21 protein-coding genes and 1 tRNA gene are annotated in these 25,683 nt (G+C 51.0%); 7 read left to right on the forward strand and 15 right to left on the reverse strand.

The genetic code is table 11. The features are described from left to right. Positions 1-25 precede the first annotated feature (25 nt). The 3 genes from FMR86_RS02350 to FMR86_RS02360 all read left to right on the forward strand — a co-directional run bounded on the left by FMR86_RS02350 (position 26) and on the right by FMR86_RS02360 (position 5,605). Positions 26-2,932, forward strand: coding sequence for a PD-(D/E)XK nuclease family protein (locus tag FMR86_RS02350; RefSeq protein WP_163349476.1), 2,907 nt, complete (start codon positions 26-28; stop codon positions 2,930-2,932). A 154-nt stretch (positions 2,933-3,086) separates the two neighbouring features. After that, positions 3,087-4,274, forward strand: coding sequence for an L-2-hydroxyglutarate oxidase (lhgO, locus tag FMR86_RS02355; RefSeq protein WP_203544760.1), 1,188 nt, complete (start codon positions 3,087-3,089; stop codon positions 4,272-4,274). A gap of 251 nt (positions 4,275-4,525) precedes the next feature. Beyond that, entirely contained in the window at positions 4,526-5,605 is a 1,080-nt protein-coding gene (locus FMR86_RS02360; protein WP_163349477.1) for a nitronate monooxygenase family protein, read from the forward strand. A 166-nt stretch (positions 5,606-5,771) separates the two neighbouring features. Here the strand turns inward: FMR86_RS02360 and FMR86_RS02365 are convergent, their stop codons facing one another. The 7 genes from FMR86_RS02365 to ybgF form a co-directional block, all read right to left on the reverse strand. After that, positions 5,772-6,296 (reverse strand): hypothetical protein, encoded by a 525-nt coding sequence (locus FMR86_RS02365; protein WP_163349478.1) that lies wholly within the window; start codon positions 6,294-6,296, stop codon positions 5,772-5,774. Positions 6,297-6,374: 78 nt separating this feature from the next. Beyond that, on the reverse strand, positions 6,375-7,337 hold the full coding sequence (xerC, locus tag FMR86_RS02370; protein ID WP_163349479.1) for a tyrosine recombinase XerC: 963 nt from the start codon (positions 7,335-7,337) through the stop codon (positions 6,375-6,377). Next, positions 7,312-8,277: a diguanylate cyclase domain-containing protein gene (locus FMR86_RS02375; protein WP_373682444.1), complete on the reverse strand. Its 966-nt coding sequence runs from the start codon at positions 8,275-8,277 to the stop codon at positions 7,312-7,314. Before FMR86_RS02375 ends, xerC begins: the two co-directional genes overlap by 26 nt. An 86-nt stretch (positions 8,278-8,363) precedes the next feature. Beyond that, on the reverse strand, positions 8,364-9,203 hold the full coding sequence (locus FMR86_RS02380; protein ID WP_163349481.1) for an HDOD domain-containing protein: 840 nt from the start codon (positions 9,201-9,203) through the stop codon (positions 8,364-8,366). Beyond that, positions 9,204-9,614 (reverse strand): hypothetical protein, encoded by a 411-nt coding sequence (locus FMR86_RS02385; protein WP_163349482.1) that lies wholly within the window; start codon positions 9,612-9,614, stop codon positions 9,204-9,206. Between the two features lie 44 nt (positions 9,615-9,658). Next, positions 9,659-10,867 (reverse strand): DNA-processing protein DprA, encoded by a 1,209-nt coding sequence (gene dprA, locus FMR86_RS02390; protein ID WP_163349483.1) that lies wholly within the window; start codon positions 10,865-10,867, stop codon positions 9,659-9,661. Positions 10,868-10,882: 15 nt separating this feature from the next. After that, complete coding sequence (gene ybgF, locus FMR86_RS02395) at positions 10,883-11,722, reverse strand: tol-pal system protein YbgF (protein ID WP_163349484.1); 840 nt, start codon at positions 11,720-11,722, stop codon at positions 10,883-10,885. A 207-nt stretch (positions 11,723-11,929) separates the two neighbouring features. Here ybgF and FMR86_RS02400 point away from each other — a divergent pair, with 207 nt between their 5' ends. Further along, the gene (locus FMR86_RS02400) at positions 11,930-12,907 is read left to right on the forward strand and encodes a hypothetical protein (RefSeq protein ID WP_163349485.1); all 978 of its coding nucleotides are present in this window, start codon (positions 11,930-11,932) and stop codon (positions 12,905-12,907) included. A 215-nt stretch (positions 12,908-13,122) separates the two neighbouring features. Here the strand turns inward: FMR86_RS02400 and FMR86_RS02405 are convergent, their stop codons facing one another. From FMR86_RS02405 to FMR86_RS02435, 7 genes are all read right to left on the reverse strand, one after another. Continuing rightward, positions 13,123-16,134: a chemotaxis protein CheA gene (locus FMR86_RS02405; protein ID WP_163349486.1), complete on the reverse strand. Its 3,012-nt coding sequence runs from the start codon at positions 16,132-16,134 to the stop codon at positions 13,123-13,125. Positions 16,135-16,222: 88 nt separating this feature from the next. Further along, positions 16,223-16,591: a response regulator gene (locus tag FMR86_RS02410; protein WP_163349487.1), complete on the reverse strand. Its 369-nt coding sequence runs from the start codon at positions 16,589-16,591 to the stop codon at positions 16,223-16,225. Further along, a complete protein-coding gene (locus tag FMR86_RS02415; RefSeq protein WP_163349488.1) occupies positions 16,584-17,282 on the reverse strand; it encodes a chemotaxis protein CheW in 699 nt (232 codons plus the stop codon). The genes FMR86_RS02410 and FMR86_RS02415 overlap by 8 nt, the downstream gene beginning before the upstream one ends. After that, on the reverse strand, positions 17,269-18,090 hold the full coding sequence (locus FMR86_RS02420; protein WP_239057120.1) for a ParA family protein: 822 nt from the start codon (positions 18,088-18,090) through the stop codon (positions 17,269-17,271). Before FMR86_RS02420 ends, FMR86_RS02415 begins: the two co-directional genes overlap by 14 nt. 42 nt (positions 18,091-18,132) lie before the next feature. Then, the gene (locus FMR86_RS02425) at positions 18,133-19,011 is read right to left on the reverse strand and encodes a protein-glutamate O-methyltransferase CheR (protein WP_163349489.1); all 879 of its coding nucleotides are present in this window, start codon (positions 19,009-19,011) and stop codon (positions 18,133-18,135) included. Next, complete coding sequence (locus FMR86_RS02430; RefSeq protein WP_163349490.1) at positions 19,012-20,940, reverse strand: HEAT repeat domain-containing protein; 1,929 nt, start codon at positions 20,938-20,940, stop codon at positions 19,012-19,014. It lies immediately after the preceding gene. 60 nt (positions 20,941-21,000) lie between these two features. Beyond that, positions 21,001-22,050, reverse strand: a complete 1,050-nt coding sequence (locus FMR86_RS02435) for a chemotaxis response regulator protein-glutamate methylesterase (RefSeq protein ID WP_163349491.1) — start codon at positions 22,048-22,050, stop codon at positions 21,001-21,003. Positions 22,051-22,413: 363 nt separating this feature from the next. On the opposite strand from FMR86_RS02435, the gene FMR86_RS02440 reads away from it, so the two are divergent. The 3 genes from FMR86_RS02440 (at position 22,414) to FMR86_RS02450 (ending at position 24,453) form a co-directional block, all read left to right on the forward strand. Continuing rightward, positions 22,414-22,490, forward strand: a tRNA-Pro gene (locus tag FMR86_RS02440). A 73-nt stretch (positions 22,491-22,563) separates the two neighbouring features. Then, complete coding sequence (locus tag FMR86_RS02445; RefSeq protein WP_163349492.1) at positions 22,564-23,436, forward strand: homocysteine S-methyltransferase family protein; 873 nt, start codon at positions 22,564-22,566, stop codon at positions 23,434-23,436. Between the two features lie 285 nt (positions 23,437-23,721). Further along, positions 23,722-24,453: a S9 family peptidase gene (locus FMR86_RS02450; RefSeq protein ID WP_163349493.1), complete on the forward strand. Its 732-nt coding sequence runs from the start codon at positions 23,722-23,724 to the stop codon at positions 24,451-24,453. 74 nt (positions 24,454-24,527) lie between these two features. Here the strand turns inward: FMR86_RS02450 and FMR86_RS02455 are convergent, their stop codons facing one another. After that, on the reverse strand, positions 24,528-25,640 hold the full coding sequence (locus FMR86_RS02455) for an AI-2E family transporter (protein WP_163349494.1): 1,113 nt from the start codon (positions 25,638-25,640) through the stop codon (positions 24,528-24,530). Between the last annotated feature and the right edge of the window lie 43 nt (positions 25,641-25,683).

Consider the following 25,683-nt stretch of genomic DNA (forward strand, 5'->3'; position numbering starts at 1 on the left):
GCAGAGCCGCCGGAGGCATCTTTTTATGACAAATAACAAACCTATTCAGATAATCTCATGGAAAGAAGATTTCATTGAAAACCTTGCTTCCACCATCATCAATGACTCAGACGGCGATTTGAGCAAAGTTACTGTCATCGTGCCGCACCACCGCCCGGCCCGTTACCTGAAGAAAGCCCTTGCGGCATCGGAAAGCCTGCCGAAACCGTGCATCCTGCCGGAAATATTTTCTTTTTCAGATTTTGTATCCTCGCTCATCCCCAAACTTACCGCAGAGTTCCCGCGCAAAATCGGCAAACTGGATCAGGTCGGGCTGCTCTTTGATATTATTGAGAAGCTGCGTAGCGAATCCACGGGCATGCTCTCCAAAATGCCCGCAGATCTGCAAATGTTTTTCCCGTGGGGCACCCGGCTGGCCTCGCTGCTGGAAGACCTGCTGCGCCAGGACATCAAGCCGCGAAACCTGACCATGCTGCAGGGGGAAGTTCTGGAATGGGCCGCCGCCCTGCTGGAAGAGCTGGAAATAATTTTTGTGCGCTACGTGGAAGAGCTGGAAAAACGCGGCTGGACCACATCGGGCCTTGAAAACCGCACGCTGGTGGAGAACTTCAGCGGCCTTGATGAAATTCTTAAAAATCGCAAGCTCTACCTTGCCGGATTTTACGGAGTCAGCGGGGTGGAAGATATGTTCTTCCGCTACCTCTGGGAAAATCTGGGGCTGCAGGTCATCTGGCACAGCGATCCCGGACTTGCCGAAGGACGCAAAGGGCACTTTGCTGTACGCGAACACCGCTTATGGCTCCAGAACTGGAAGGCCGAGGCCATCTCGGACCATCCGGCCAAAGGCAGCTGCGAACTGCCGGAACTGAAATTCTTCGAAGGGTTCGACCGCCATTCCCAGCTCAGTGCCATGCGTGATGAACTCTGCTCGCAAAAAGTTGAAGGCTGCGCCGTGGTCCTGCCCGATACTTCGCTGCTGCTTCCGGTTATGCACCACCTGCCGGAACAGGATATCAATATCAGTATGGGCTATCCGCTGGAACGCTCGGCCCTGAACGGACTGCTGGAAGCGGTCCTTAAATTACAGGAAAACCGCAACGGTCATAATTTTTACTGGAAAGATATTCTTGCGCTGATCCGCCACCCGTACCTGAAAATGCTGGAAGTGGACGGCGACCAGCCTTTACGCACCATCTTTCACCAATGGGAAAACGCGCTCCGCCACGGTGCGCCCTACGCAGACGTTAAAGATTTCGTCCCGGTCTACAGCGATGATAACGGCAATCTGGTGGACAACCCGGAAATTACCGAAGAGTTGCGCGCCGAGGCTGTACGGGTCTGCATTGACGGGTTCAAGGATATTGAAACCCTTTCCGAACTGGCCGACAGTCTGCAGACCATGGCTGAAATGCTGCGCCAGCGCGGCGGCACACTCTGGAACCGCTACCTGCTGGACTCCGAATGTTTATTCCGGCTCATGAATGAAGTTATCCCGGAACTGCGTGAAAGCTCCATCAGTAATGAGGTCTTCGGACAATCGCTCTGCTTTTCCATCTTCCGGCAATTGCTCTCGTCACAAAGAGTATCATTCGAACCGGACCCCATTTCCGGCATGCAGGTGCTGGGGATGCTGGAAAGCCGCCTTCTCAATTTCAAACGCACCTTCATCCTCGATACCGTGGATGAAAAACTGCCCGGCACCGATCCTTATGATCCCCTGCTGCCGGACCAGTTGCGCCACCTGCTGGACCTGCCCGATTCACGGGAAAGGGAGTCCGTAGCCACCTACAACTTTTACCGCTTGATCATGGGCAGCGAGGAGTCCTGCATTTTTTACCAGAGCGGCGTACAACCGGGGTTGCTGGATTCCAAATCCATCCGCTCAAGATTTGTGGAGCAACTGCTCTGGGAGATGGAACAGCAACGTAAGGAAATCATCACCCCGGGCGAGGAATTCCCGCTCAAAGCGGTTAATTTTCCGGTAGGGGCCATTGTCAACGCTCCGTCGGCCATCCCCAAAGAACCGTTGCAGGAAAAGCTGCACAACTTGCTAAAATTCAAAGGGCTCTCCCCTTCAGCAATAGATTGCTACGTGGGTTGCCCGAAGTTGTTTTTTTTCCGCTACCTTTCCAATGTGCGCGAGAGCGTAACCGTGGATCAAGACGGCGACCGCGCCGGATTCGGGGATCTGATTCATTCCGTGCTCAAGGATTTTCTAGAGCCGCATCTTAATAAGGATATCAGCGGAACAGATCTGGACGCGCAGGAATTACAGGATCTGTTCATGCTCCGGCTGGAGCGGGATTCCCTCTACCCTAATCTCGCCTACGACATAAAAAAATCGCTGGAACAGGCCGGGAAAAACAGACTTGCCCTGTTCCTGAAAAGCATGCAACCGACCAAGATCGTGGAACTGGAATCGGATTCACAGGCCAATCTTCAGCTGGATGACTTTACGGTCAAAATCCATGGTCGCGTGGACCGGGTGGATGAACGGGCCGGGGAACGTTATGTGCTGGACTACAAAACCGGACGGCTGCACCTACCCCGCAAATCTTTCTGGGAGGATGAAAACATCTGGGGCCCGGTGCTGGAAGACCCGCAGGCGATCCATCATGACGGAACGCCGTTTCTTGAGATGATCAAAGGCTCAGCGGACAGCCTGCAACTCCCCCTTTATCTGCTCATGGACCAGCACACTTCCGGGGAAATGCCGAGGCAGGCCGCACTGGTGGAACTGGTCACCGATGGACGGGAAATAGGACTGTTCGATTCCAAGACCGGCGATGAGGAACGCGAGGAAATCATCGAAACCAAAATCCCGGCCCTGAGCAAACTGATCATCAACAACATGCTGCATGAGGAAAGCTTTAAACCGATCCGTTCCAACATGTGTGATTGGTGTGCATACCGGGAAGCATGCGGAAGCTGATTCCATCTGTACGATTTGACTAATACAGCGGCGAAGCCTTAATAAAAGTTTTTGGGATTCTTAAGACCTTTTTTCAAAAAGGTCTTAAGCCGCCGGAGGCAAAATCTTTACATCAAAAAGCGCGCAGCGCATCAAATATAAAAGGGATATAAATATGAAAACTGCTGAAATCATGATCTGCGGTGCGGGCATCGTAGGACTTACTGTGGCGCGGGAACTTATTGCCAGAGGCCATAAGGATATTCTGATCATCGACAAAGAAAATGAAATTGCCAAACATGCTTCAGGCCGCAACAGCGGCGTTCTGCATGCCGGAATCTACTATGCTCCGGGCAGTCTGCGCGCTGTTTCCTGCCTTTCCGGCAACTTCAAAATGAAAGAATACTGCCGCGAAAAGGGGCTGCCCCTGCTGGAAACAGGCAAAGTCATCGTCGCCCGCAATGAATCAGAACTGCCCACCCTGCACGAGCTGCACAGCAGAGCCACCGCCAACGGCGCAAAAGTGGAAATCATTGATGAACAGCGTCTTGCGGAAATAGAACCCAATGCAAAAACTACAAAGGAAGCGTTACTTTCGCACTATACAGCTGTAGTAGACCCGCGCGCTGTAATGAAATCATTGTATGAAGATCTTGAAGCCAGCGGGAAAGTTACTTTTATGCTCGGCACTAAATTCATTACTGCCAAATACAACAAAATCATCACTGATAAAGGGGATTTCAGCTGCGGCCTGTTCATCAATGCCGCCGGATCATACAGCGATCAGGTTGCCCGCCCTTTCGGTTTCGGCGAAGGCTACCAGCTCATTCCTTTCAAAGGCATCTACAAAAAGCTCAAGAAAGAAAAAGCGCACACCATCAACGGCAGCATCTATCCGGTCCCCAACATCAAGAACCCCTTTCTTGGAATCCATTTCACCCGCGGAGCAAGCGGCGATGTCTACCTCGGCCCCACCGCCATTCCGGCCTTCGGCCGCGAGAACTACGGCATCCTCTCCGGTCTGGACAAGGAAGCCTTTGATATCATGATCCGCGATGCCATCCTCTTTTTCAGGAACCCCAAGTTCCGCTCCGTTGCATTTGAAGAGCCGCGCAAATACTTTTTCAAATGTTTCTTCGATGATGCAAAAAAACTGGTTAAGGAACTTTCCCCGGACGATATTGAAAGCTCCCCCAAAGTGGGTATCCGCCCGCAATTGGTGGATCTGAAACGCAACGAACTGGTCATGGACTTTTTAGTAGAAAGTGATGAAAAAAGTGTGCACGTACTCAACGCTATTTCACCCGCATTCACCAGTTCCATGTACTTTGCTGAAATGATTGTGGAGAAATACATACACTAAAGAATGTATGTATTATGCATTGCAAAAACCGCCGTTTTACATTGTGTCACCAAGCTGTAACAGTCAAAAAGAGCTTGACTTTAGACCTCATACAGGAAAAAACTTATCCCGGACTTCAAAGTTGCCTCTGGACAATAAATACACCGCTGTATGTATCTTTTTTAGATACCTGCCACAAAGCGTTTTTGTTGACAGTATTGTTTAATTAGCGGGGCAGCTCTTAAATATACAAGTCACAGGAGAACTTTAGTATGAATCTTCCTCAGCTTAAGATTGGTGATCTGGTTGCCAAGGTGCCCGTTATTCAGGGCGGCATGGGTGTGGGAATATCCCTCTCCGGCCTTGCTTCCGCAGTTGCCAAAGAAGGCGGCATCGGCGTTATCGCTGCTGCAATGATCGGCCTGACCAACAAGAACGGCGGCAAGGACCACGCAAGAGCACACATCGAAACTCTGGCCGAAGAAATCCGCAAGGCCAAGGAAATGAGCTCCGGCATCCTCGGTGTCAACATCATGGTTGCCCTGTCCAACTTTGCGGACATGGTCAGCACTTCCGTCAAGGAAGGCGCGGATGTCATCTTTTCCGGTGCCGGACTGCCGCTGGACCTGCCCAAATACCTGCACGACGGCGCAAAGACCAAGCTGGTGCCCATCGTATCTTCAGGTCGCGCAGCATCCATTATCTGCAAAAAGTGGATTTCCAAATTCGACTACCTGCCCGACGCATTCGTAGTTGAAGGCCCTATGGCAGGCGGCCATCTCGGCTTTAAACGCGAACAGCTCAACGATCCCAAATTCGCCCTCGAAAACATCCTCCCCGAAGTAATCAAAGCAGTTAAGCCCTTCGAAGAAAAAACAGGCCGCACCATTCCGGTTATTGCTGCCGGTGGCGTATACTCCGGTCAGGACATCAGCAAGTATCTCGACATGGGAGCTGCCGGAGTCCAGATGGGTACCCGTTTTGTCGCCACCCACGAATGCGATGCTGACGAAGAATTCAAACAGGCTTATGTAAACTCCACCAAGGAAGATATGGCCATCATTCAGAGTCCCGTAGGACTCCCCGGACGCGCAGTGAACAACGACTTCCTGCAGGCGGTAACCGATGGCAAGAAATCTCCTTTCAAATGCCCGTTCCATTGCATCAAAAGCTGCAAGGTAGAGGAAAGCCCCTACTGCATCGCTTCCGCCCTGATCAATGCCCAGCGCGGCAAACTGAAAAACGGCTTCGCCTTTGCCGGGTCCAACGCATGGAAAACCGACAAAATCATCTCCGTTAAACAGCTCATCTCAGATCTCAAATCTGAATTTGACCGCGCTGTCGCACGCTAAGCTGAATATCTCCATATGATAATATAAACGGGCGTTCCGCATTATGCGGAACGCCCGTTTTTTTATTTTGCCTCCGGCGGCTTAAACCCTTTTGCAAAAGGGTTTAAGAATCCCAAAACCTTTTAGTAAGCTTCGCTGTAAAAATTTATCCAAACCGTCAAAATACCTACTTCTTCTCAGCAGGTTTCTTTTCTTCTTTCTTGGGAGTTTCTTTTGCTTCTTCCTTCTTGGGGGCGGCTTTTTTAGCAGCAGCTTTCTTGGCCGCAGGCTTCTTGCGCTTGGAGATCAGCGATTCAAGCTTTTCGGCGGCGGCCTGTGTTTCACCGGATTCGCCTAGAAAGTGCATTTCGCCCTGCGGGGATATCCAGTGCCATCCTTCGGGCTTCTTGAGAATACGTGCGCCTTTCGAATCAAGGTAATCTTTGTAGGAGGCTTTTTCGAGACTCTCATCAATCTGCACGGTCAGCTTGCAGTTCTCAGCCATAACCTGTGTGTGGCGGAAAATTTCAAAAGCACTGTGTACCAGATCAAAAGCCGGATCTTCGATTTCGCATTTCTTGGAGGAAAGCTCTTTTTCAAGCTGGGCCAGATCTTTTTTCAGGCTGCGGATTTCAAACAGTGCATCCTTGCGCGCTTCTTCACTCTTGTCATTGATTGCATTCGTAACTGCCGCTGCGGTCTGTTTTTTCATTAAAACTCCTCCAGAATTGTTAAGTTAATTTTTGCTTAACACAACTATTTACAAAATACTATCGCAAACTAGCCTATTTTACTGTTCTTCCTCGCTTTTATCGGAATCCGGAGATTGATTCCCGGCCAGTGGATGAGCCTTGTCGTACACATTCATAATCTGTTGCAGATTCAGATGGGTGTAACGCTGAGTAGTGCTCAAATGCTCATGCCCTAGAAGCTCCTGCACCGAGCGCATATCCGCGCCGGACTGCAGCATGTGCGAGGCGAAGCTGTGCCGCAGCATATGCGGATGCACCCCCTCGTGCAGCCCTGCGCCCTCGGCCATGCGTGCGAGGATACGGTTGACCTGCCTGCGGTTCAGCCGCCCACCGCGATTACCCACAAAAAGGGCCTGTTCTTCAAGGGAAGCCCCCAACTCGGCCCTGACGGCCAGATAATCGTTAACGGCTTTACAAGCGGCATCACTAAGCGGGGAAAGACGTTCCTTGTTACCCTTACCGGAAACCCGGACCACCCCGCTGGAAGTGTCTATATCAAACAGATCAAGGGTGATGGCTTCACTTACCCGCAACCCGGAACCGTAGAGCATCTCCGCCAACGCCAGATCACGCTTGTCCGCAGGTTCTTCTCCCAGCTGTGCGTCCATGAGATTCACGGCCTGATCCACATTAAGTGAACGCGGATGACGCATCTCCTGCTTGGGATTCCTGATCCCGACCATAGGATCATTCTTAATGAAACGATGCCTGGTCATGTATTTGAAAAATGAACGCAGAGAAGAAAGCTTGCGGGACATGGTCGACTTTGCCAGCCGTTGCCCGTGCAGTTTGGCTAAAAAAGCACGCACATGGTCCGGAATTATTTTTTCCGGCTTGGCAAGGGTGGATTTGCGGGTTTCCAGAAATTCTTCGAACTGGGTAAGATCTTTCGCGTAAGAACGCAGGGTAGCGGCGGATGCACGTTTTTCCACATCCAGATAGGTCATGAAAACCAGAACCGGTTCGGGCAGATCGTTAGGGATTCCTGCGGTCGAGGACATAGCTGCTCTTGGGGTTTTCCTTGGCTTTCTTCTTCAGGCTCATGGCAATAGCCGAAGCCTCACCGAAATGCTTCATCTTGCCATTAATATTGAAAACAACAGCAATGGAAATCGCCATCAACGGGAAGGTCTGGGTGTTGCCCTGACGGTCTTTGGAAACAATGGATTTGCGCTGACGGTCTTCCTGGTCATAAAAATTGGGTACAATGCCGTCGAAAGAAAAAATGATCCGCTGGCAGACTTCCTCAATAATATCCGGCGAAGTAATGACCACAAAATCGTCACCGCCCACATGGCCCACAAAAGTCTGCTCCCCGGCAAAACTCTTCACCGTATTGACGATGATGCGCGCGCTCATCATGAGCACCTCGTCACCGCGGGAAAAACCGTACTTGTCATTGAAGGATTTAAAATAATCAAGATCGCAATAGGCAAGGGCAAAATCCTGCTTGCGGTCAATAAGGCTCTGAATCTTCTGGATTATGGAAGTGTTGCCCGGAAGCTTGGACAGCGGATTGGCGTCCAGCGCGCGCAAAGCGCGGCAAAGAGTCAGGTTTACCCGCTCACGCACCACGGGCAGAAAAAAAGGACGGACCAGAAAATCATCCACCTCGACCTCGTTCCAGTCCCACGGATGCTGCATATCGGTATCATCAAGGCAGATAATCACCGGCAGTTGGCGGTAGACATTTTCACTCTTGACCAGACGGGCCAGTTCCTTGGCAGGCACATCCTCCACCCGGCTGTCCACAATGAGCAGATCCGGCGGATCATTGAACAAATCCTCAACAGCCCCGCGAGCCTCGGTATAGCAGGTAAATTCCAGCACATCCTGCGGCCAGATTTCAAAGAGCAGGTCGCGCAGGGAATTATCCGGAGAAACCAGAATAGCCTTGTGTTTTGCCAGCCCCAACAGGCCGTGATCCTTATTCATGTCCATGCCTAGGCTTTAACATCAACCATTGTATAACGTCAAAGCTCAAGCAGGCTGCACTCTGTATAATTTCAAAAAAATAACAGGACGGCTTAAAAACTGAAGTCGGAAATCTCCATAAACTTATCGGAAACCTCATCCATGACCGGTTCAAGGTCACGCATCTTCAGCTTAAGGATCTTCATGGCAGCGGGTTTAAAGTAGGAAATCTGGTCATCACCGCCGTTTCCGTATTCAAAAAGACGGACCAGAAAATCACCCACATGGACTACAGCGGCTGTCTGCTGGTAATGCTGGGCACGGTCCGGGTGGTGGTGATAGGTCATAGCCTCACGCACATTGGGAGGCAGATGCCAGTGCCGGGCCAGCCATGCATTGATGCGGTCATGCCCGAAACCGAGAATATGACGTTCGGCTTCGTAATAGGTCAAATTCTTTTCCTGCACGGTCATACGTACAGCTTCATTGAGCTCCGGAAGCTGCACCGCGGTGACCACCTTACCGAGGTCATGAAGCAGCCCGGCCACTGTAAATTCTTCCGGGTCTTCAAATCCGGCAGCTTTGGCAACAGCACCACTGGCAATGGCGCAGCCGATACTGTGCTCCCAAAGTCCGGCCATGGCCTTCTGGATCATGTCGAAAACAGAGGTGGAGATAATGATCCCGCGGATAACGTTCAGGCCTAGCAGCACAAGGGCGTGCTGAATGGTGGTGATCCTGCCCGGAAAACCGTAAATGGGCGAGTTGACCATCTTGAGGACCTTGGCCGAGAGAACCTGATCCTGTGAAATAACTTTGGCTACCTGCTCGGTGGAAGAATTGGGGTCATCCACAAGCTTGGTAACTTCATCGAGAACTGAAGGCAGGGTCGGAAGATCGGAAGTGGAAAGAATCTGCCCTTTTACACTGGTTTTAAGATCTTGAGCAGCCATCTATGCCTCCCCTCCGTTTTCAGCAGCTTCTTCAGCTGCGGCGGCCTCGGCTGCGGCCTGCTCTTCAGCCAGTCTTTCAGCTTCCTCTTCAGCGCGCTGGGCGGCAGCTTTGAGGTCGAAATATTCCTTGAAAAATCCTTTAACCCGGAACATCCACTTGTCCTTTGCATAACGGCGGAAAAGATGGTCCATCCGCTCCGATTTTTTGGCCCACGAGGAATTGTCATTATCCCCCAGATCAACGGGATTTCCTTTAACAACAATACGTTCCACATCCATGGATTCCAGCTTATGGATGATACCGTCGGTCAGCTCCAGCCCTTCGGCCAGAACCACCATACCGTTCTCTCGGGTTACCGGCTTGGCGAGCTTCATGCCCGGAGCCGCGAGTTTAACCGGAATTTTCTGCATCAGTCGGACTTCTCCTAATAAAATTCAAAAATACCCGCCCCATATCAGCTACGATTGAGATCATAATACATGCCGGGAAAGCGCACAACCATTCCCTTTACTTCCATGCCGAGTATTACCGCCCCGGCAATGGAAACTTCAATCCCGGCCGCACGGGCAATCTCGTCAATATGGAGCTTGCCATCTTTTTCAAGGGCTTTTGCGATGTCGGATTCCGGCGGCTCCAAAGCGGAAATATCAACAGCAGGCGCGTCCGGTTCAACCTCCGCAGGAGCAATCACCTTTTCAGACGAACTGTTTATCATCCTTTTTAGCGGAATCTTACGCTCAGCCCCGGCCACCTTTTCCTGAGCGGAAATATCCGCATCAAGGGCGTGCCTGATGTTCATTAATACATCATCCACACTTTCCACAAGTGCCGCGCCTTCCTTAATCAATTTCAGACATCCGGCGAAACTTCTATCACCGCTGGGACCGGGCATGGCCATAACTTCCCTGCCCTGCTCCCCGGCCAGCCGGGCGGTGATCAGGCTGCCGCTGGCTATTTCAGCCTCCACCACAACCACGCCGACACTGAGTCCGCTGATAATCCGGTTGCGGAACGGGAAATTGCGGGCAAAAGGCTTTGTTGCCGGAGGGAACTCTGAAACGACCAGTCCGTTTTCAATCATGCTTTTACGCAGCCAGCCGCTGTCCGGAGGATAGGATTCCACATCCAGCCCCGTCCCCAGAACAGCAATAGTGGAACCGACACCCTGCAGTGCAGCTTCATGGGCACAGGCATCGACACCTTTTGCAAAGCCGGAAACAACCGTGACTCCGCTTCGGGAAAGATCGGCGGAAAGACGCGAAGCATACTCCAGCCCCAGCCGCCCGCTCTTACGCGAACCCACAATACCCACAGCCGGATTCGCCAGCAGCTTGGGGTCACCGAAGTAATAGAGGCAGACCGGAGGATCCGGCAGTTCTTTGAGCAGATCGGGAAATAAGGGATGGGTCCACGGAAGGATTCCGAAACCGTGACGCACAGCCGCGTGAAATTCTTCCTCGGCTTTCGGACGCCAGATATCTTTTAAAGCTGCATCAGCACTTTTTTCCGAAGCAAGTTTAAGGGACGGCCACTTGGCAGCATCTTTCAAACCTTCATAGGCTGTACTGTAATGACGCAGAATAGCGGACCATGATTTAGGCCCAAGCCCCGGTGTGTAACGCAGGGCCAGACAGGCAAAATATTCTTCGCGGAGTGAATCCACCTCTGCCGCCGCAGCCTAACCTTCGATGGCGCGCAGACGTTCCCGACCGATCTTGGCGGGATCGGACTTGGGATAATCTTCAATCAGGGTACGCAGGTAAAATACGGCATTTTCACGGTCACCGAGCTTATCGTATGCCAGACCGATCTTGAGCATGGCCGCAGGAACCTTTCCTGCTTTGGGAAAACGCCTGCTCACTTCCTTAAACTTAAGGATGGACTGGGCAAAACTTTTCTCGGAATAATAAGTCTCTCCGACCCAGTACAAAGCGTTGGGAGCAAGTTTGGATGAAGGGTTCTGGCTGAGATACTGCTCCAGCAGACCGCGCGCTTCCAGCGGCTTGTCATTCATGACCAGACGCACCCCTTCCTGATAAAGCGCGTCCCCGCTCAGAGAGGATACAGGGGCCGGAGCAGCATTGGCCGCATCCTGTCCCGGCACGGGATTCTCACCGGGAACAACCATCCATGGCTTTTCTTCGCTGCTGGCGGTCCCGCCCATGACCACTTCTTCGGTCACTACGGTTTCCTCAGGGGTGATCTCAGCTTCGGCGTTCATGGCCAGCATCTTCTGCTGGTTTTGCTTAAGCTCAGCAAGAGTGCTGTCCATCTCGCTGATTCTGTTTTCCAGCTTTTCTATCTGGGCGGTGGTATCTTTATGGTTGCTTTCAATCAAATTATTCTGCTGGCGCAATCCTTCCTTGAAATTAAGGAAATTTTCCTCAAGACTTTTAAGGCGCCATTCTTCACTGCCGCCCCATGCGGACTTTTCGGGCTGTTCCGGCTGTTTGGCGGCAAAACATCCGCAAACGCCGAAGGCCAGGATTGCAACAAGAAGGATTCGTAAGTACTGCATCAAATATTCTCCGGGGAACCTGTTGAATCTAACTGGTGAATTTGGTTCAAGTTTCAACGGACTTAAAGTAGGCCACTTAATTAGATTTGGCAAGCATATCTAAGCTTTTACAGAATGAACAGGGTCCTGCCCTTGCGTCCTGTGCAAAATTAGGGCAAAAGTGCTCACAAAAGAAGTTTTAAAAAACCTTATTTAAGGAATGTAAATATGAACATCCCCATGGAACCCATCCGGCTCACTGCAATGATGAGCGCCCAGATGCTGCCCAAGGCCATAATGGATTTCGCCACACTGGCGGCAATCGGCGGCCCGATCATGGCAGTGATCCTTGAAATTACGGCCAAAGCCCGTAAAAAAGTATTTTACGACAAGCTGGCTCAGCAGGTTACCGCCATGACACTGGTTCTGTACCTGCTGTTTATTATCTGTCTCGGCAGTGCCGGGGGATTTTTCAGCCGCCAGCTACCTTGGCTGAAAGACTGGTTCATCAACCCGGCATCCCCGGTAATGATGTTTTACGTCACACTCGGCATAGCACTGGCAGGATTGATTCCATATAAATATTCATGGAAAAAGCTCAAAAAGCAGAAGCCGCTGCATGTCCTTCTCGGATCAGTGGGAGCACTGGGCGGCATAGCCACTATCCATGTTGCCACCGTGATCATGCAGAAATTCTTCACCCTGCAGATCGAAAGCCCCACCCCGGCGGTTCCGGCTGTTCCGTTTTACACACATTTTATGACCATGCCCGGTAAAGCAGGACTCTGTCTCGCCGGAATCTACCTGATCATGGCCATGTCCTTTGCTGCTGCGGCCTCCGGTCTTTATCTGGTGCTCCGCCGCAACAAGGACGACTTCGGCCGCGATTACTACAAGTTCACCCTGCCCGTTGTAGCCCGCTGGGCACTTTTCCCGACCCTGCTGCAGGCCGCTGCTTCCGGCGGGGTTATCTACTACATTTGCGGCCCCAACATCGTCACCCTGTACAACAATATCCCGGTAGCTCTCAGCTTCGGCATATCCCTGCTGCTGACCGTGATCTGCTGCGCTGTCTGGATCGTGACATGGAAAAGCGAAACTCCCATGCGCCACAAGATCGGCCTCGGCCTCGCTCCTGTGCTGGTGATTTTAGCACACGCCACCCTCATGGCCGGGACCATGAATTTATATTTAAGTTTGTCTTAGTAAGAATGCCTCCGGCGGCTTAAACCCTTTTATTAGGCTTCGCCGTTTTAGCTTTATAAGCAGAGCACAAATAAGCCCCGCAATATCTTTGAAGATATTGCGGGGCTTATTTCGTTTACATTTTTTATGCGAAGCGGCGAAGCCCTATTAAAAGTTTTAGGAGAGTCCAGAGAACCCTTTTTCAAAAGGGTTCTTTGGCCGCCGGAGGCATCTTCTTACTGAATAGTACCGCCCTTGACAGTCGCCATGCTGTAGATTTCATGGGGATCGAGGATAAGCACTACACTACCGTCACCCATGATGGTCGCACCGGACACTCCTTTGAGGTCAAAGCCGTTGAGGTAATTACCGAGCGGCTTGATAACGATCTCCTGACGCTCAAGCAGCCTGTCCACAACCAGACCGAGCCTGCGGTCATTGTCATGAACAATAACCACCGGCAAAACTTCACGATCAGGATCACTAACCTCCTGCTCCAACAGTTCAGCCAGTTCAGCAATACCGAGCACTTCGCCGCGCAGGGTAACAGCTTTGCGGTTGTTGACCTCGGTGAGCCTTTCAGCTTCAATCTTGGTGGTTTCGGAAACCGCATCAAGGGGAATAGCGTAGTTGGCACCGTTAATCTGGACCATGAGCGCATCGATGATGGCCAGGGTCAGCGGCAGGGTCAGGGTAAACTTGGACCCCTTGCCCACTTCGGATGAGATGTGCACGCTCCCCTTGAGGTCCTTGATGTTGTTACGCACAACATCCATACCCACGCCTCGACCGGAAATGTCGGTGACTTTTTCGGCGGAAGAGAAACCGGGAGCAAAGATCAGCTCAATGGCCTCACGGTCATCAAGGTTGCGGGCTTCTTCCGGAGAAATAACACCCTTCTTGATGGCCACATTACGCATCTTTTCAGGATCAATTCCGCGACCGTCATCTTCTACCTCAATGGCAACGGAGTTACCTTTGTGGTAGGCGCGCAGCCAGACATGACCCTGCGGAGTCTTGCCGTTGGCAATGCGCTCTTCTTCAGGCTCAAGCCCGTGGTCCACGGAGTTCCTGATCAGGTGAACAAGAGGATCGCCGATTTCCTCGACAACACTCTTATCGAGTTCAGTCTCTTCGCCTTCGGTTATCAACTCGACCCGCTTGCCGCTCTTACGGCTGAGGTCGCGAACCAAACGCGGGAATCTGGAAAAAACAGTCTGTACTGCGACCATGCGGACTTTCATGATGGTGTCCTGCAGGTCATCGGAAATTCTGGACAGAGCATAGGTGGTCTCGGTCAGCTGCTGGGCAACAACCGGGACTTCAAGGTGTCCTTCTTCAAGACCGCGGGCCAGCATGGTGTAGCGGCCCCGGCTGATAATAAGCTCACCGATCAGGTTCATGAGGTGGTCAAGCTTCTGATGATCAACCCTGATGGTGGACATGGCCTTAGGCTTACCCTTGGCAGGTGCGCCTGCTGCAGGCTTGGCTGCGGATTTCGCTGCAGGTTTCGCTGCGGGCTTGGCTGCCGGCTTCGCTGCGGGCTTGGCTGCCGGTTTCGCTGCAGGCTTCGGTTCCGGCTTAGGCTCTGGCTTCGGTTCCGGCTTAGGCTCGGGCTTAGGTTCCGGCTTCGGTTCCGGCTTGGGCTCGGGCTTAGGTTCCGGCTTGGGCTCGGGCTTAGGTTCCGGCTTGGGCTCAGGCTTCGGTTCCGGCTTGGGCTCGGGCTTCGGTTCCGGCTTGGGCTCGGGCTTCGATTCCGGCTTAGATTCAGCTGCTGCAGGAGCATCACCGCCACCCTTGAGTTCTGCTACAGCGGAATCAATCATTTCACCAATGATTCCACATTCCTGACGCAGCAGATCGAGCATAAGCTCAAAGTCCATGTCGGAAGAACGGGCCTGATCAACCAGTCCGGCTGTACGCTCGGAATACTCTCTCAGGTCGTCAAAACCCATGTAACCACCTGAATTCTGGATGGAAACAAGGCTTCTGTACAGTCCGTCAATATAATCTTTCTGCCCGGAATCCTCTGCAAGGGTTGTCAGGGCCAGATCAATATTGTCCAGTTGCTGACGGACAGTCTGCTCGAAAATTGCGACATCCTCAGGATCCAGACCGTCATCAGCCTGTTCCAGTTCGACTTCCGGCTCAGCCTCTTCTTCAGCTGCAGGCTCCTCTTCAGGAACAGCTGCAGCCACAACCTCGCCTTTTTCCACTGCTTCCTGCAGGGGACTGACAAGCTGATCGATATCAAGAGGCTGCACTTCGCCCGTTGCCGGAGCAACATGGGCAATGAGCGATTCAATGCCGTCGACCACTGCCAGCAACAGGTCGATCATGGAACGGCTTGCCGCCACTTCACCTTTGCGGACCTTGTTCAGCAGGGTTTCAGCTTCGTGGGTCAGTGAATTCAGCTCACGAAAACCGATAATTCCGCTGTTACCCTTAAGGTTATGAAAATATCTGAATATGTCGTTAATGAGATCGTCATTGCCTTCAGGGTCCTGCTCAAGCTCAAGCAGACCGTTGGTCAAATTCTCGATGATTTCATGGGCTTCTTCGAGAAAATCAGCCAGATGCCCTTCACCTACAGTGGTTAGCTTGTAGGATTCAGCTTCCTCATTAACGATGGCTACAAACTGAAAAGCCTGTTTACGTCCTGCTTCGGCCATATTGGACTCCTGCACCATTTGGGTCTGCGACGAATCTGCTTCTGCTTCAACATATTCTTCAACCGGTTCCGGCTCGACTTCTTCCAGCACGGGTTCGGATTCTTGTTCTGGTTCGGGATCAGGCTCAAGCTCGGGTTCAGGCTCCGAAGCCACTTCTTCCTGAACCACAGGGGCAGGTGTTTCACCGGCCATGATCGCATCAATCCTATCAATGGTGATAGAAGTATCAACTTCACCTTCATTGCCAAGCTCGTCCAGATTATCAATCAACTGACGCAGCAAGTCAGTGGCGGCAAGAATTACATCCATAATTTCGGATGTAACTGCAATCTCACCCTTGCGGAGCTCATCAAGAATATTTTCCGCCCTGTGGGCCAGTCCGTTGATAATATTCAACCCAAGAAAACCCGAAGCACCCTTGAGCGAATGCATCGGTCTGAATATTTCATTCAGAAGGTCAAGATTCTCGGGATTATTCTCAAGCTCAAGCAGGTTGGGCTCAATGGTTTCGAGATGCTCTTTAGCTTCTATGATAAAATCCGCAAAAATTTCAGGATCCATGAAATCCTGGCTCATCTAGAGACCCCTGTATTTAAAGTTCTTCTGCATTGGTCAGTTGCAGTCAAATCCAGCAGCAGTCCGTGGGGACCGAACCGTAAATTCATTATCCGAGAAGCATTTTGATATTCTTAACCATCTTTTCAGGCTGGGCCGGCTTAACCATATACAGGTTTGCCCCGAGGCTCAGGCCGGTCTGAATATCCTTTTCCTGACCTTCAGTCGAGAGCACGATTATCGGAATATCCTTGTATGCATCCTGCTCACGGACTGTTTTAATGTAAGTAAACCCATCCATTCTCGGCATGTTTACATCGGAAATAATTAGATCAACTTTGTCCACGCTGTAAAGCTTTTCAAGACCGTCCAAACCATCTTCCGCTGTGGTAACCTTGAATCCTTCCTTTTTCATAATGAAGGCGACGAGGTTCCTTACAGTCTTTGAATCGTCCACTATCAGAATATGTTTAGGCATTTCCCTCTCCTTCACTCTTTAAAATTTGTTCCACCAGCCTATCTACGGAAAGAACATTGACCAGTTTCTCACCATTTTTATAAAGACCGAGCAGAAAATCAGAGCTCACACCCACTTCTGATTCCACTCCCCAGACCATATCTTTACCATCCGCACGATACATGGTCCTGACAGCACTGATGGCCAAACCTATCTGCAATCCTTTATGCCTGCAGATAACCACAAATTTGTCCTGAATCCCCATTCCATCATGCAGCAGGTGGCGCAAATCAAGGACAGGTGTCACCCTCCCCCTGAGATTAATAATTCCCTGCATGAAACGAGGAGCTGCAGGCAGCAGGGTGACCGGAATTTTCCTGACCACTTCCTGAATAACCATGATCGGCAAGCCGTACTCACGGTCTCCGACCACAAAACTGACCAGCTGAACTTCATCCTCGTCTTTGAGTTTTTCCTCAAAGTCGGCGGAACTGCCTTCCCCCCCGTGATCATCCACCGGCCCGGAACCGAATCCGGGAAGAGCGGAATCACCGCGAGGATCAACCCGCTGCATACTGTCGAACGCGGCCTGACCGCCGATGCCCATATACTTATCCATAAAGGCTTGTTCAGCGTCAGTGTAACCGCCGTTCTGCTTTTCTTCGCTGGGCAGGTTCACGTTCTCAACAAAATATTCTTCAGGCGTCTTCATTTCTGACTATCTCTCTTGCCAACTGCATATATTCTTGAGCGCCTCTTGTGGAAGGATCGATATCAAAAATGATCCTTCCGCTGGCGCAAGCCTCTCTGAATTTGGTATCCATATGGACAACCGTACTGAAGACCTTGTCTCCGAGTTTTCTCCTGATCAGATTCAAAATTTTCCTGCAGGCCCCGGCCCGACCGTCATACATGGTGGGCAATGCCCTGAATTTTACAGGACTTGGCAGAACCTTATTCAAAATCTTGATCGTATCAAAGAGCAACCGAATTCCGTAAAGAGCCAGAAAGTCAGTCTGAATGGGAATCAGCACCGTGTCTGCAGCCACAATGGCGTTAACCAGCAGCACTCCCACATGGGGCGGACAGTCGATCAGGATGTAATCGTAATACTCCTTGATCTCATCCAACGAATTGGAAAGCACCATCCCCTTGTTCTTTCTGTCCTTAAGATCAACCTCCAGTTCGGAAAGCCGAATGCTGGCCGGGACAAAGTCAAAACCCACCCAATCGCGTTTTTTGACTATTTTGCCCCATAGGCTCTTAAAATCCGCATTATCAAAAAACAGATCATGAGCCGAGGTTGTAACGGTTTCAGGAAAGTAGGACATATGCACCGAAGCATTGGCATGGGGATCAAGGTCGATAACCAGTACTTTCTTATTAAGTCTGGTCAGGGCCTCCCCCAGGGTCAGTGCCGTGGTTGTTTTGCCCACTCCCCCTTTCTGGTTGGCGATAGCAAAAACTTTCGCCATCTTTGCAGTACCGTTCAACTGCGCTTCTTCAATATTAGTTTCCATAACAGCCCGCAGCTTTATAGATTATTCAACCGCAGACTGCCATTATTCCAACTTCTGATAGATAATTGCGCCCGGATGGTGAACCGGCTTGAATGCCCTGGTGATATTATGCAGGGATTCGGAATGCCCGATTATCAGGTAACCACCGGGAAGAAGGTTGTCGTAGTAAGCATTGATAACCTTCTTCTTCATGGCCTCATCAAAGTAGATGATTACGTTCCTGCAGAAAACAATCTCGGAACGCTCCACCCGCTTGACCTGCATGCGATCACTCAGGTTGATCTGCCCGAAGCTGACCAACTGCTTGATGGAAGGTTTGACCTTGTACTGCTTGCCGTCTTTATCAAAATACTTGGCAATGATTTCCTTGGGGGTGGTCCGCAGCGAATATTCGCTATAAACCGCACGGCGTGCGGATTTAAGCACACGCTCGGAAAGGTCATTGGCCGTGATTTTGATATCCCAGCTGCTCAGTTCAGGACCAAGCACATCATGAATGATCATGGACAGGGTATACGGCTCTTCACCGGTGGAACAACCGGCGGACCAGATGCGCAGACGCTTGCGTCTTTTCTTGCGCAACTCATCCAGAACAGCGGGCAGAACCTTGGTCTGGAAAACCTTCAGCTGGGGCGGGTTGCGGTAAAAGCTGGTTTCGTTGGTAGTGATTACCTCGAAAAGCTTATTGAGCTCCGCTTTTTTGCCCGGATCATACTGCAGGTAATAGTAGTACTCGCCAAAACTCTTGAGGTTAAGTTCCTTCAAGCGGTTGGCAAGGCGGTTTTCAAGCAGGTATTTACGGTTGCCCGCAATAAAAATACCCGCCTGTTCGTAAATAAAATCCCTGAGCTGGGTGAACTCCAGATCGGAGATTTTCAACTCTTTCCGCAGCGATATTGTCTTTGAAAACAGAGAAGACATCTAGTCTCCTTCTCCTTGCTCTTCCTGAATTCTCAAAATGGCATCTTCGGCGGCCTGAATAACCTCGGGATCGGAATCGGAATTGGACGCTTCCAGAAGAGCCTGAAACGCCATAGTTCCGCCAATGGCGCCTAATACTTCAATTACCTTGAGGACCACAAGCTTATGCGGAGAGTCCAGCATTGTTATAAGTTGGGGTAATGCACTTTCTTCACGATGTTCACCAAGGGCTTCCGCAGCACGAATCTGCACCCAGTCGTCATCATCCTGAAGGGCCTGTATAATGTAAGGGATGGCTTCTTCTGTGTAGCAGCCTCCCAGTAATTCGATCACAGTCAGGCGCACATCACGGTTTTCATCGTGCAGCCTTGAGAAAATAAGCGACATGCTTTCGGAGTCCGCAGCACAATCATGCAGGGCCTCCAGAGCAATCTTTCTGATGTCGGGAACTTCATCCTCAAGCGCGATCCTGATCTGCTCAAGATTGCCGAGGGGATTAATTTTGCCCATGGCAAACACGGCCATCAACCTGTCGATAGGCTCCTCACTGCTGAAAAGCTCCACAAAACGTGAGTTGACATCCTCACCGCCAATGGCGACGCAGGCATTCAGCGCGGCTTCCTTCACATCATCATAAGAATGTGAAAGCAGCGCGAAAATGGAATCAACAGCATCAACATCCTTCAGCTTGCCGCCGAGAAAATTAATAGCCGACTTGAGCATGGAGCCGTCCTGCTCACTCTCAAGAACATTTTCAAAAAATTCCTTGGCCTCATCACCGGCAGTACCGACAAGAGCTTCAAGAATTCCACGCTTAATCTCACGGTCACCGTTTCCGAAAGCATCCATCAGCACACCGGAAACTTCAGCACCTTCCAGTCTGGAAAGAATTTCAATGGCAATTGCCGCTTTCTTGAACTCACCGCAATTAAGAGCGGCAGCCATGCCCTCGTTGAGACCGATATTGGAGAGATCATCAATAATACGGGCAAGACGGTCGCGGTCACGGTCCGGATCAAGCTCGCTGGCGAGATTAAGCACTTCTTCAGTGGCTTTCTCTCCTCCCAGGTAGCCAAGACCGGAGATGGCGGCATCCTGCACATCTTCATCTTCGTCGTTAAGCGCGACCAGCATGTATTCACGCAGCTTTTCACGCTCGCTGGCGGAAAGAAGCTTGAGTGATTTGCCGCCGAGAATACCGACAATGGCTTTAACAATCTTATTTCGCAGGGCTGTGGGGCTTTTGTCCAGATGCCGCAGCAGCATGGTCACAGCCTTGATGTTCCCCACCTCGCCAAGGGCATCCACAATCATGGAAGCCACAAGGTCGGAACTTGAATTCAGGGCCTTTACCAACGCATCAACCGAGCTGGAATGCTTGATTTTTGCCAGTGCCTCAATAACTGCATACTGGACCCATTCGTCATCCTGCATGGCCTTGTTCAAGCAACGGGCCGCTGCAGGATTGGCAAGGTCTCCCAGACTGACAGCAGCCTGATAGCGGACGTTTACTTCCGGGTCTTTCAGCAAGGCATCACAAAGAGGTTCCACAGCCATGAAACTGTTTGTAGACCCCAGAATATCTGTTGCAAAAATACGGATATCTGCATCATCGTCATGGACCAAAGCCACAAGTGAAGCAAAGTCCTGCGCTCCGACTTCACGCAGAATATCCATGGAAAGGTTCCTTACCGGTGCGTCATCCGAACGCAGCAAGGGTACCACAGCCTGTACCGCCCCTTTACCACCGATTCTGCGCAGAGCATGGTCGGCAGCTTCCTGCAATCCCAGATGGCTGGTCGTCAAAAGATCGGCCAACTGGGGCACGGCATCCGCGCACTGCAGTTCTCCTGCCTGAAACGCGGCCTCACGGACAATTTCATTGTCATCGCTTTTAAGTTCTTCAAGAACCTTGGAACAATCCGTCATTGCAAGTCCCCATTTTGTTTAAACCCGCAAGATATCTTACGGTTGCGTCATAAAAAAATATTACAGGTAAAGATTATTGATGATCGCATTAGCCATATCATCAATATCTACAATTTCATCTGCGAGGCCATCATCAACGATGGCTTTGGGCATACCGTATACAACACAGGAGGAATCACTCTGGGCAATAGCCCTGCCTCCCTTGTTTTTGAGTTCCCTGATACCGTCACGCCCGTCATTGCCCATTCCGGTCAGGATGACTCCCAACGCCCTGCGGCCTACCGCATTGGCAACCGAAGAAACCAGTACGTTTGCAGAAGGCTTATACAAAGCTTCCTTGGGGTCCGGTGTTACAATCAGGTCAATTCTGCTTACTTTCTGGTCGATAACCAGATGAGACCCGCCGGGAGCGACAAAAGCATGTCCGGGCAGCAGCCTGTCTCCGGTCTCAGCTTCTTTAACTTTGATCTGGCTGACACCGTTAAGGCGGTTGGCAAAAGGCCCGGTAAAAGCTTTAGGCATGTGCTGCGCGATAACAATCCCCGCCGGAAAATCCTTAGGCAGGGAAGACAGAATCTTCTGGACAGCAGGCGGTCCTCCGGTGGATACGCCGATAACGACAACATCGCGCTTGGCACGCCCGCGCGGTGTCCTGACCGGAGCCGCGGGTTTGCGCGCGGCCACGGCACTGCGCATACGGGGAACCGGGCGCATCTTGCGTCTGGCAACTGTCTTAACCTTGGAAATCAGGTCACGTTCGATTTTGACAATGTCGAGGGAAACTTTGGAAAGCTGTTTCGGGATAAAATCAACCGCCCCCAGATCCATGGCTTTGAGAGTGGCTTCAGCACCCTCAGTGGTCAGGGAACTGACCATAAGCACCGGACGGGGCATTTCCATCATAATATGCCGCAGCGCGGTAAGACCGTCCATCTTGGGCATTTCAATATCAAGGGTAACCACGTCCGGATTGTGCTTCCGGATAACCCTTAAACCTTCCTCCCCGTCACGCGCGGTGGCAACAACCCGGATTCCCGGATCTTTTTGCAGCATGGTGCTGATTGCCTTACGCATGAAAGCGGAATCATCTACAACAACGACATTTATCACTAACCCGATCTCCTTTCGCTACGGTACAAGCTCACCAAAAGCCTTAACAGTTTGTATACAAAGGCGATTTCTTAATTTTTACTAAAATTACCGGAGCCGTTCATACATAATTGAACCGCAACCGTAAATAAAACTTGGCACAGATGAATATTTTTGTCCAACAAACTCCCCGAATTTCACTAAAAAATCATACAAACCGAATTTTCAGGATGATTTCAGTACTCGCACTTTTACCACTTTAAAACATTGGAAGTTTATGTGCAAGAATATAAAAATTCACAAGCGTTAAATTTGAAATTATTTTTTTTCTTAATTTTTTCCTTGCCAAGCGCGTAAGGATTAGATAGTTACCCAATCTCACGACGGGATGTGGCTCAGTCTGGTAGAGCGCTGCGTTCGGGACGCAGAGACCGGAGGTTCAAATCCTCTCATCCCGACCAGATAATTCAAGGCACTTACGAAGAAATTCGCAAGTGCCTTTTCTTTTTGCCGCATCAAAGCTAAATTTACACCATGATCGAAAAATTAAATTTCATTCCCCGCATCATCGACGGCGGCACCGGAACCGAGTTGGAGCGGCTGGGTGCACCCATGAACACAGTGGCGTGGTCTGCCGAGGCTGTGCTGAGCAATCCTGAACTTCTGCGTTCCGTGCATCAATCTTTTCTTGATGCCGGGGCAGAACTGCTCATTGCCAACACCTTCTCCGCCGCCATTCACAATCTCGAAGCTGCCGGACTGGCAGACAAATTCGAAAAGATAAACCACGATGCAGTACGCATTGTCCGCGAACTTGCAGACAGTTCATCCCGGCCCTGTCTTGTGGCGGGAGCTATTTCCAGCACCACTTTTTCCGGTCCGCTTGATTATTCACGCCTGCTTTCCGGTGAAGCGGCAGTAGCGCAATACGCACGGCAGGCCGAAATACAGGTCAAAGCCGGTGCGGAATTAATGATCCTTGAAATGATGCGAGACATCGAACAAACCCGCTATGCACTGGAAGGAGCATTGCGTGTCGGGGTCCCGGTCTGGGTGGGCTTCACATGTTTTACAGGATTCGACGGGCAGGTCTATCTGCTTGATACCGACATTTCGCTGGAACGTGCACTGAGAGAACTTGACCTTTCAAAAGCCGCGTCAGTAGGCATCATGCACACGCTCATTGAACATACCATGGACGCAGTGGAGATCCTTAAAAAACATTGGTCCGGGCATACTTTTGCCTACCCCCACGCCGGACGTTTCGAGATGCCCAACTGGATTTTTCAGGATGCCATCACCCCGGAGAACTTCGCCGGGTTCGGCAAAAAACTTCTCGATTCAGGCATTGATTCCGTGGGCGGATGTTGCGGGATAACCCCGGATCATATCCGGGCGTTCAGCTAATTGGCCGGAAATTAATTACATTCAAAGAAGAGAACTTTCCCCGCACCTTGCCGCTGAAAAACTTGCGTGTTAGCAAGATATAAAAATTTGGCCATATATAATACTTACTCACAATCAGTGATCGCTCAAAATTTTCAACCATCTGGAGAACACATGCCGTTTCATTCCAAAAAACATTTCTTGTATCTCATGTTGTTGCTGACAACAGTTGCTTTAATTGCTGGATGTAAAAAAACATATACCACAACCACCGGGGCAACAGACATTTCCACCGGAGCCCACACCTTGACAGGTGTCACTTCCCAGGGAACCCCCATGATTTTTGAAGAGATGCATGCAACGGTATTCGGCTCACCTGCAGCCACCCCTGCAGAGACGAAAGTACTTGTGATTGCGCATGGTGATAGCGGTAAAGGCGACTACATGCTTGATTTCGCTGAACGCTGGGGCGGCGATGGTGTAATCTCCATGGTTATGGCCCGTCCGGGATGCTACATTGAAGGACGCAAGTCTGACGGTTCACACAAGAACAAAAAGGGCGACCTCTATACCCGAAAAAGTATGGATAAATACGCTGCGGGACTCAAGGAAGTAAAAAAGAAATACGGAACAGAACACATTTATTTAATCGGGCACTCCGGTGGTGCAGCAACCTCGGCTTTGATCCTTGATCTCTATCCGTCCATTGCTGAGGGGGCAGTATTAATTTCCCTGCCCGCAGATGTACCCAAATGGAGAATGCACAGCAGAGGACGGAACAATTGGAAATCCTCTCTTTCTCCCACCGAACACGTTTCCAATATTGCCCCAGATACATTTATCGCAGTGGCAGTTGGCAGCAATGATACCAACACCCCGCCATGGCTCTCCGAGCTTTATGTGGATGCACTGAAAAAAGCGCACAAACCAGTGACCTATGTGAAGATTGCAGGCGGCGAGCACAGGTTTAAAGACTCCAAAACCTTTCAGGATGCTGTGGATCCCCAAATAAAAGAAATGCTTGCGGGTACGAAATAAATGAACAAGCAATAAGGTGCTCGTAATATTCGGATTAATAAAATACCCCCGGAAATCAATTCCGGGGGTTTCCTTTAATCTTCTCCCTCCGCTTCCCCCTGCCCCATAACCCACTGCCGATACAGGGCCAGTGCCATACAGGTCAGCGGCAGGGCCATGACCAGCCCGAGAAAACCGAGCAGGTTGCCCCAGATGGAGAGGGAAAGCAAAATCATCCACGGGGAAAGCCCCATGGATTCACCCTGAAGGCGCGGAACCAGCACAGCGTCCTGCAGCACCTGCACCACGGCGAAGACCGCCGCTACCCCGCCAAGGGCCAGCCAGAAATTACCACCCGTTGCCAGCGCATCGATTGCCGCCAGCAGGAAGGCCGGGATGAGTCCCGCTATCTGGAGATACGGGACCATATTCAGCAAGCCGATGAGCATGCCCAGCAGGATCGCCAGCGGCAGCTTGATGATCATGAATCCCACTGAAAACAGGCAGCCGATAATCAGCGCGATGAGTGCCTGTGTGCGAAAATAACGGTTGGTCACATTGGTGAAATCTTCCACGAACGATGCTACCCGCTCCCGGTATTTAGCAGGAAGCTGCTCCCGCCATTTACCGAGCTTGTCGTAATCGGTAAGCAGAAAAACGAGGTAAAGGATAATCACAAATATCCCGGCCAATGCGCCGAGGGTATGGGCCGACCCGCTGACCAGATTCCAGATGCCGGGCAGAGCCTTCTGGGCCGAGACTTTAAGCATGTCGGTCAATCCGGATTCAGTAAGAAAAGAGCGCACATCCTCCTGCTTGGCGAGATCAAGGATGGTCTGCCAGATATCTTCAGGAATATATTCCGCCGCCCTCTGGGCCACATCCGAATCATTGACCACACTGGCCAGCAAGACCCCGGTCTGCTTCATCTCCTGCCCCACCGCACTGACTGCGCGCCAGAAGATAAATGAGGCAGGTATCAACAGCCCCACCAGAGTTGCCAGCACCGCCCCGGTGCGGTTTTTGATAAATCGCGCAGTAAAATTGACCAGCGGGTTAAGCAGGTAGGCGAGAGTCAAAGCCACTGCAAAAGGAGCCAGCACCGCACTCAGCTTATCCAGAAGCAGCACTGAAACCCAGATAAATCCCGCTGTAAGCAGGATACGGACTACGCGGTCAAAAGTGTACGGGGTTTTGTCATCTAGCATAAATAAACTCCATTCAAAAACAGAACTAAAACTATTAAAAGTT

Source organism: Desulfovibrio sp. JC010 (assembly GCF_010470675.1).
GTDB lineage: Bacteria > Desulfobacterota > Desulfovibrionia > Desulfovibrionales > Desulfovibrionaceae > Maridesulfovibrio.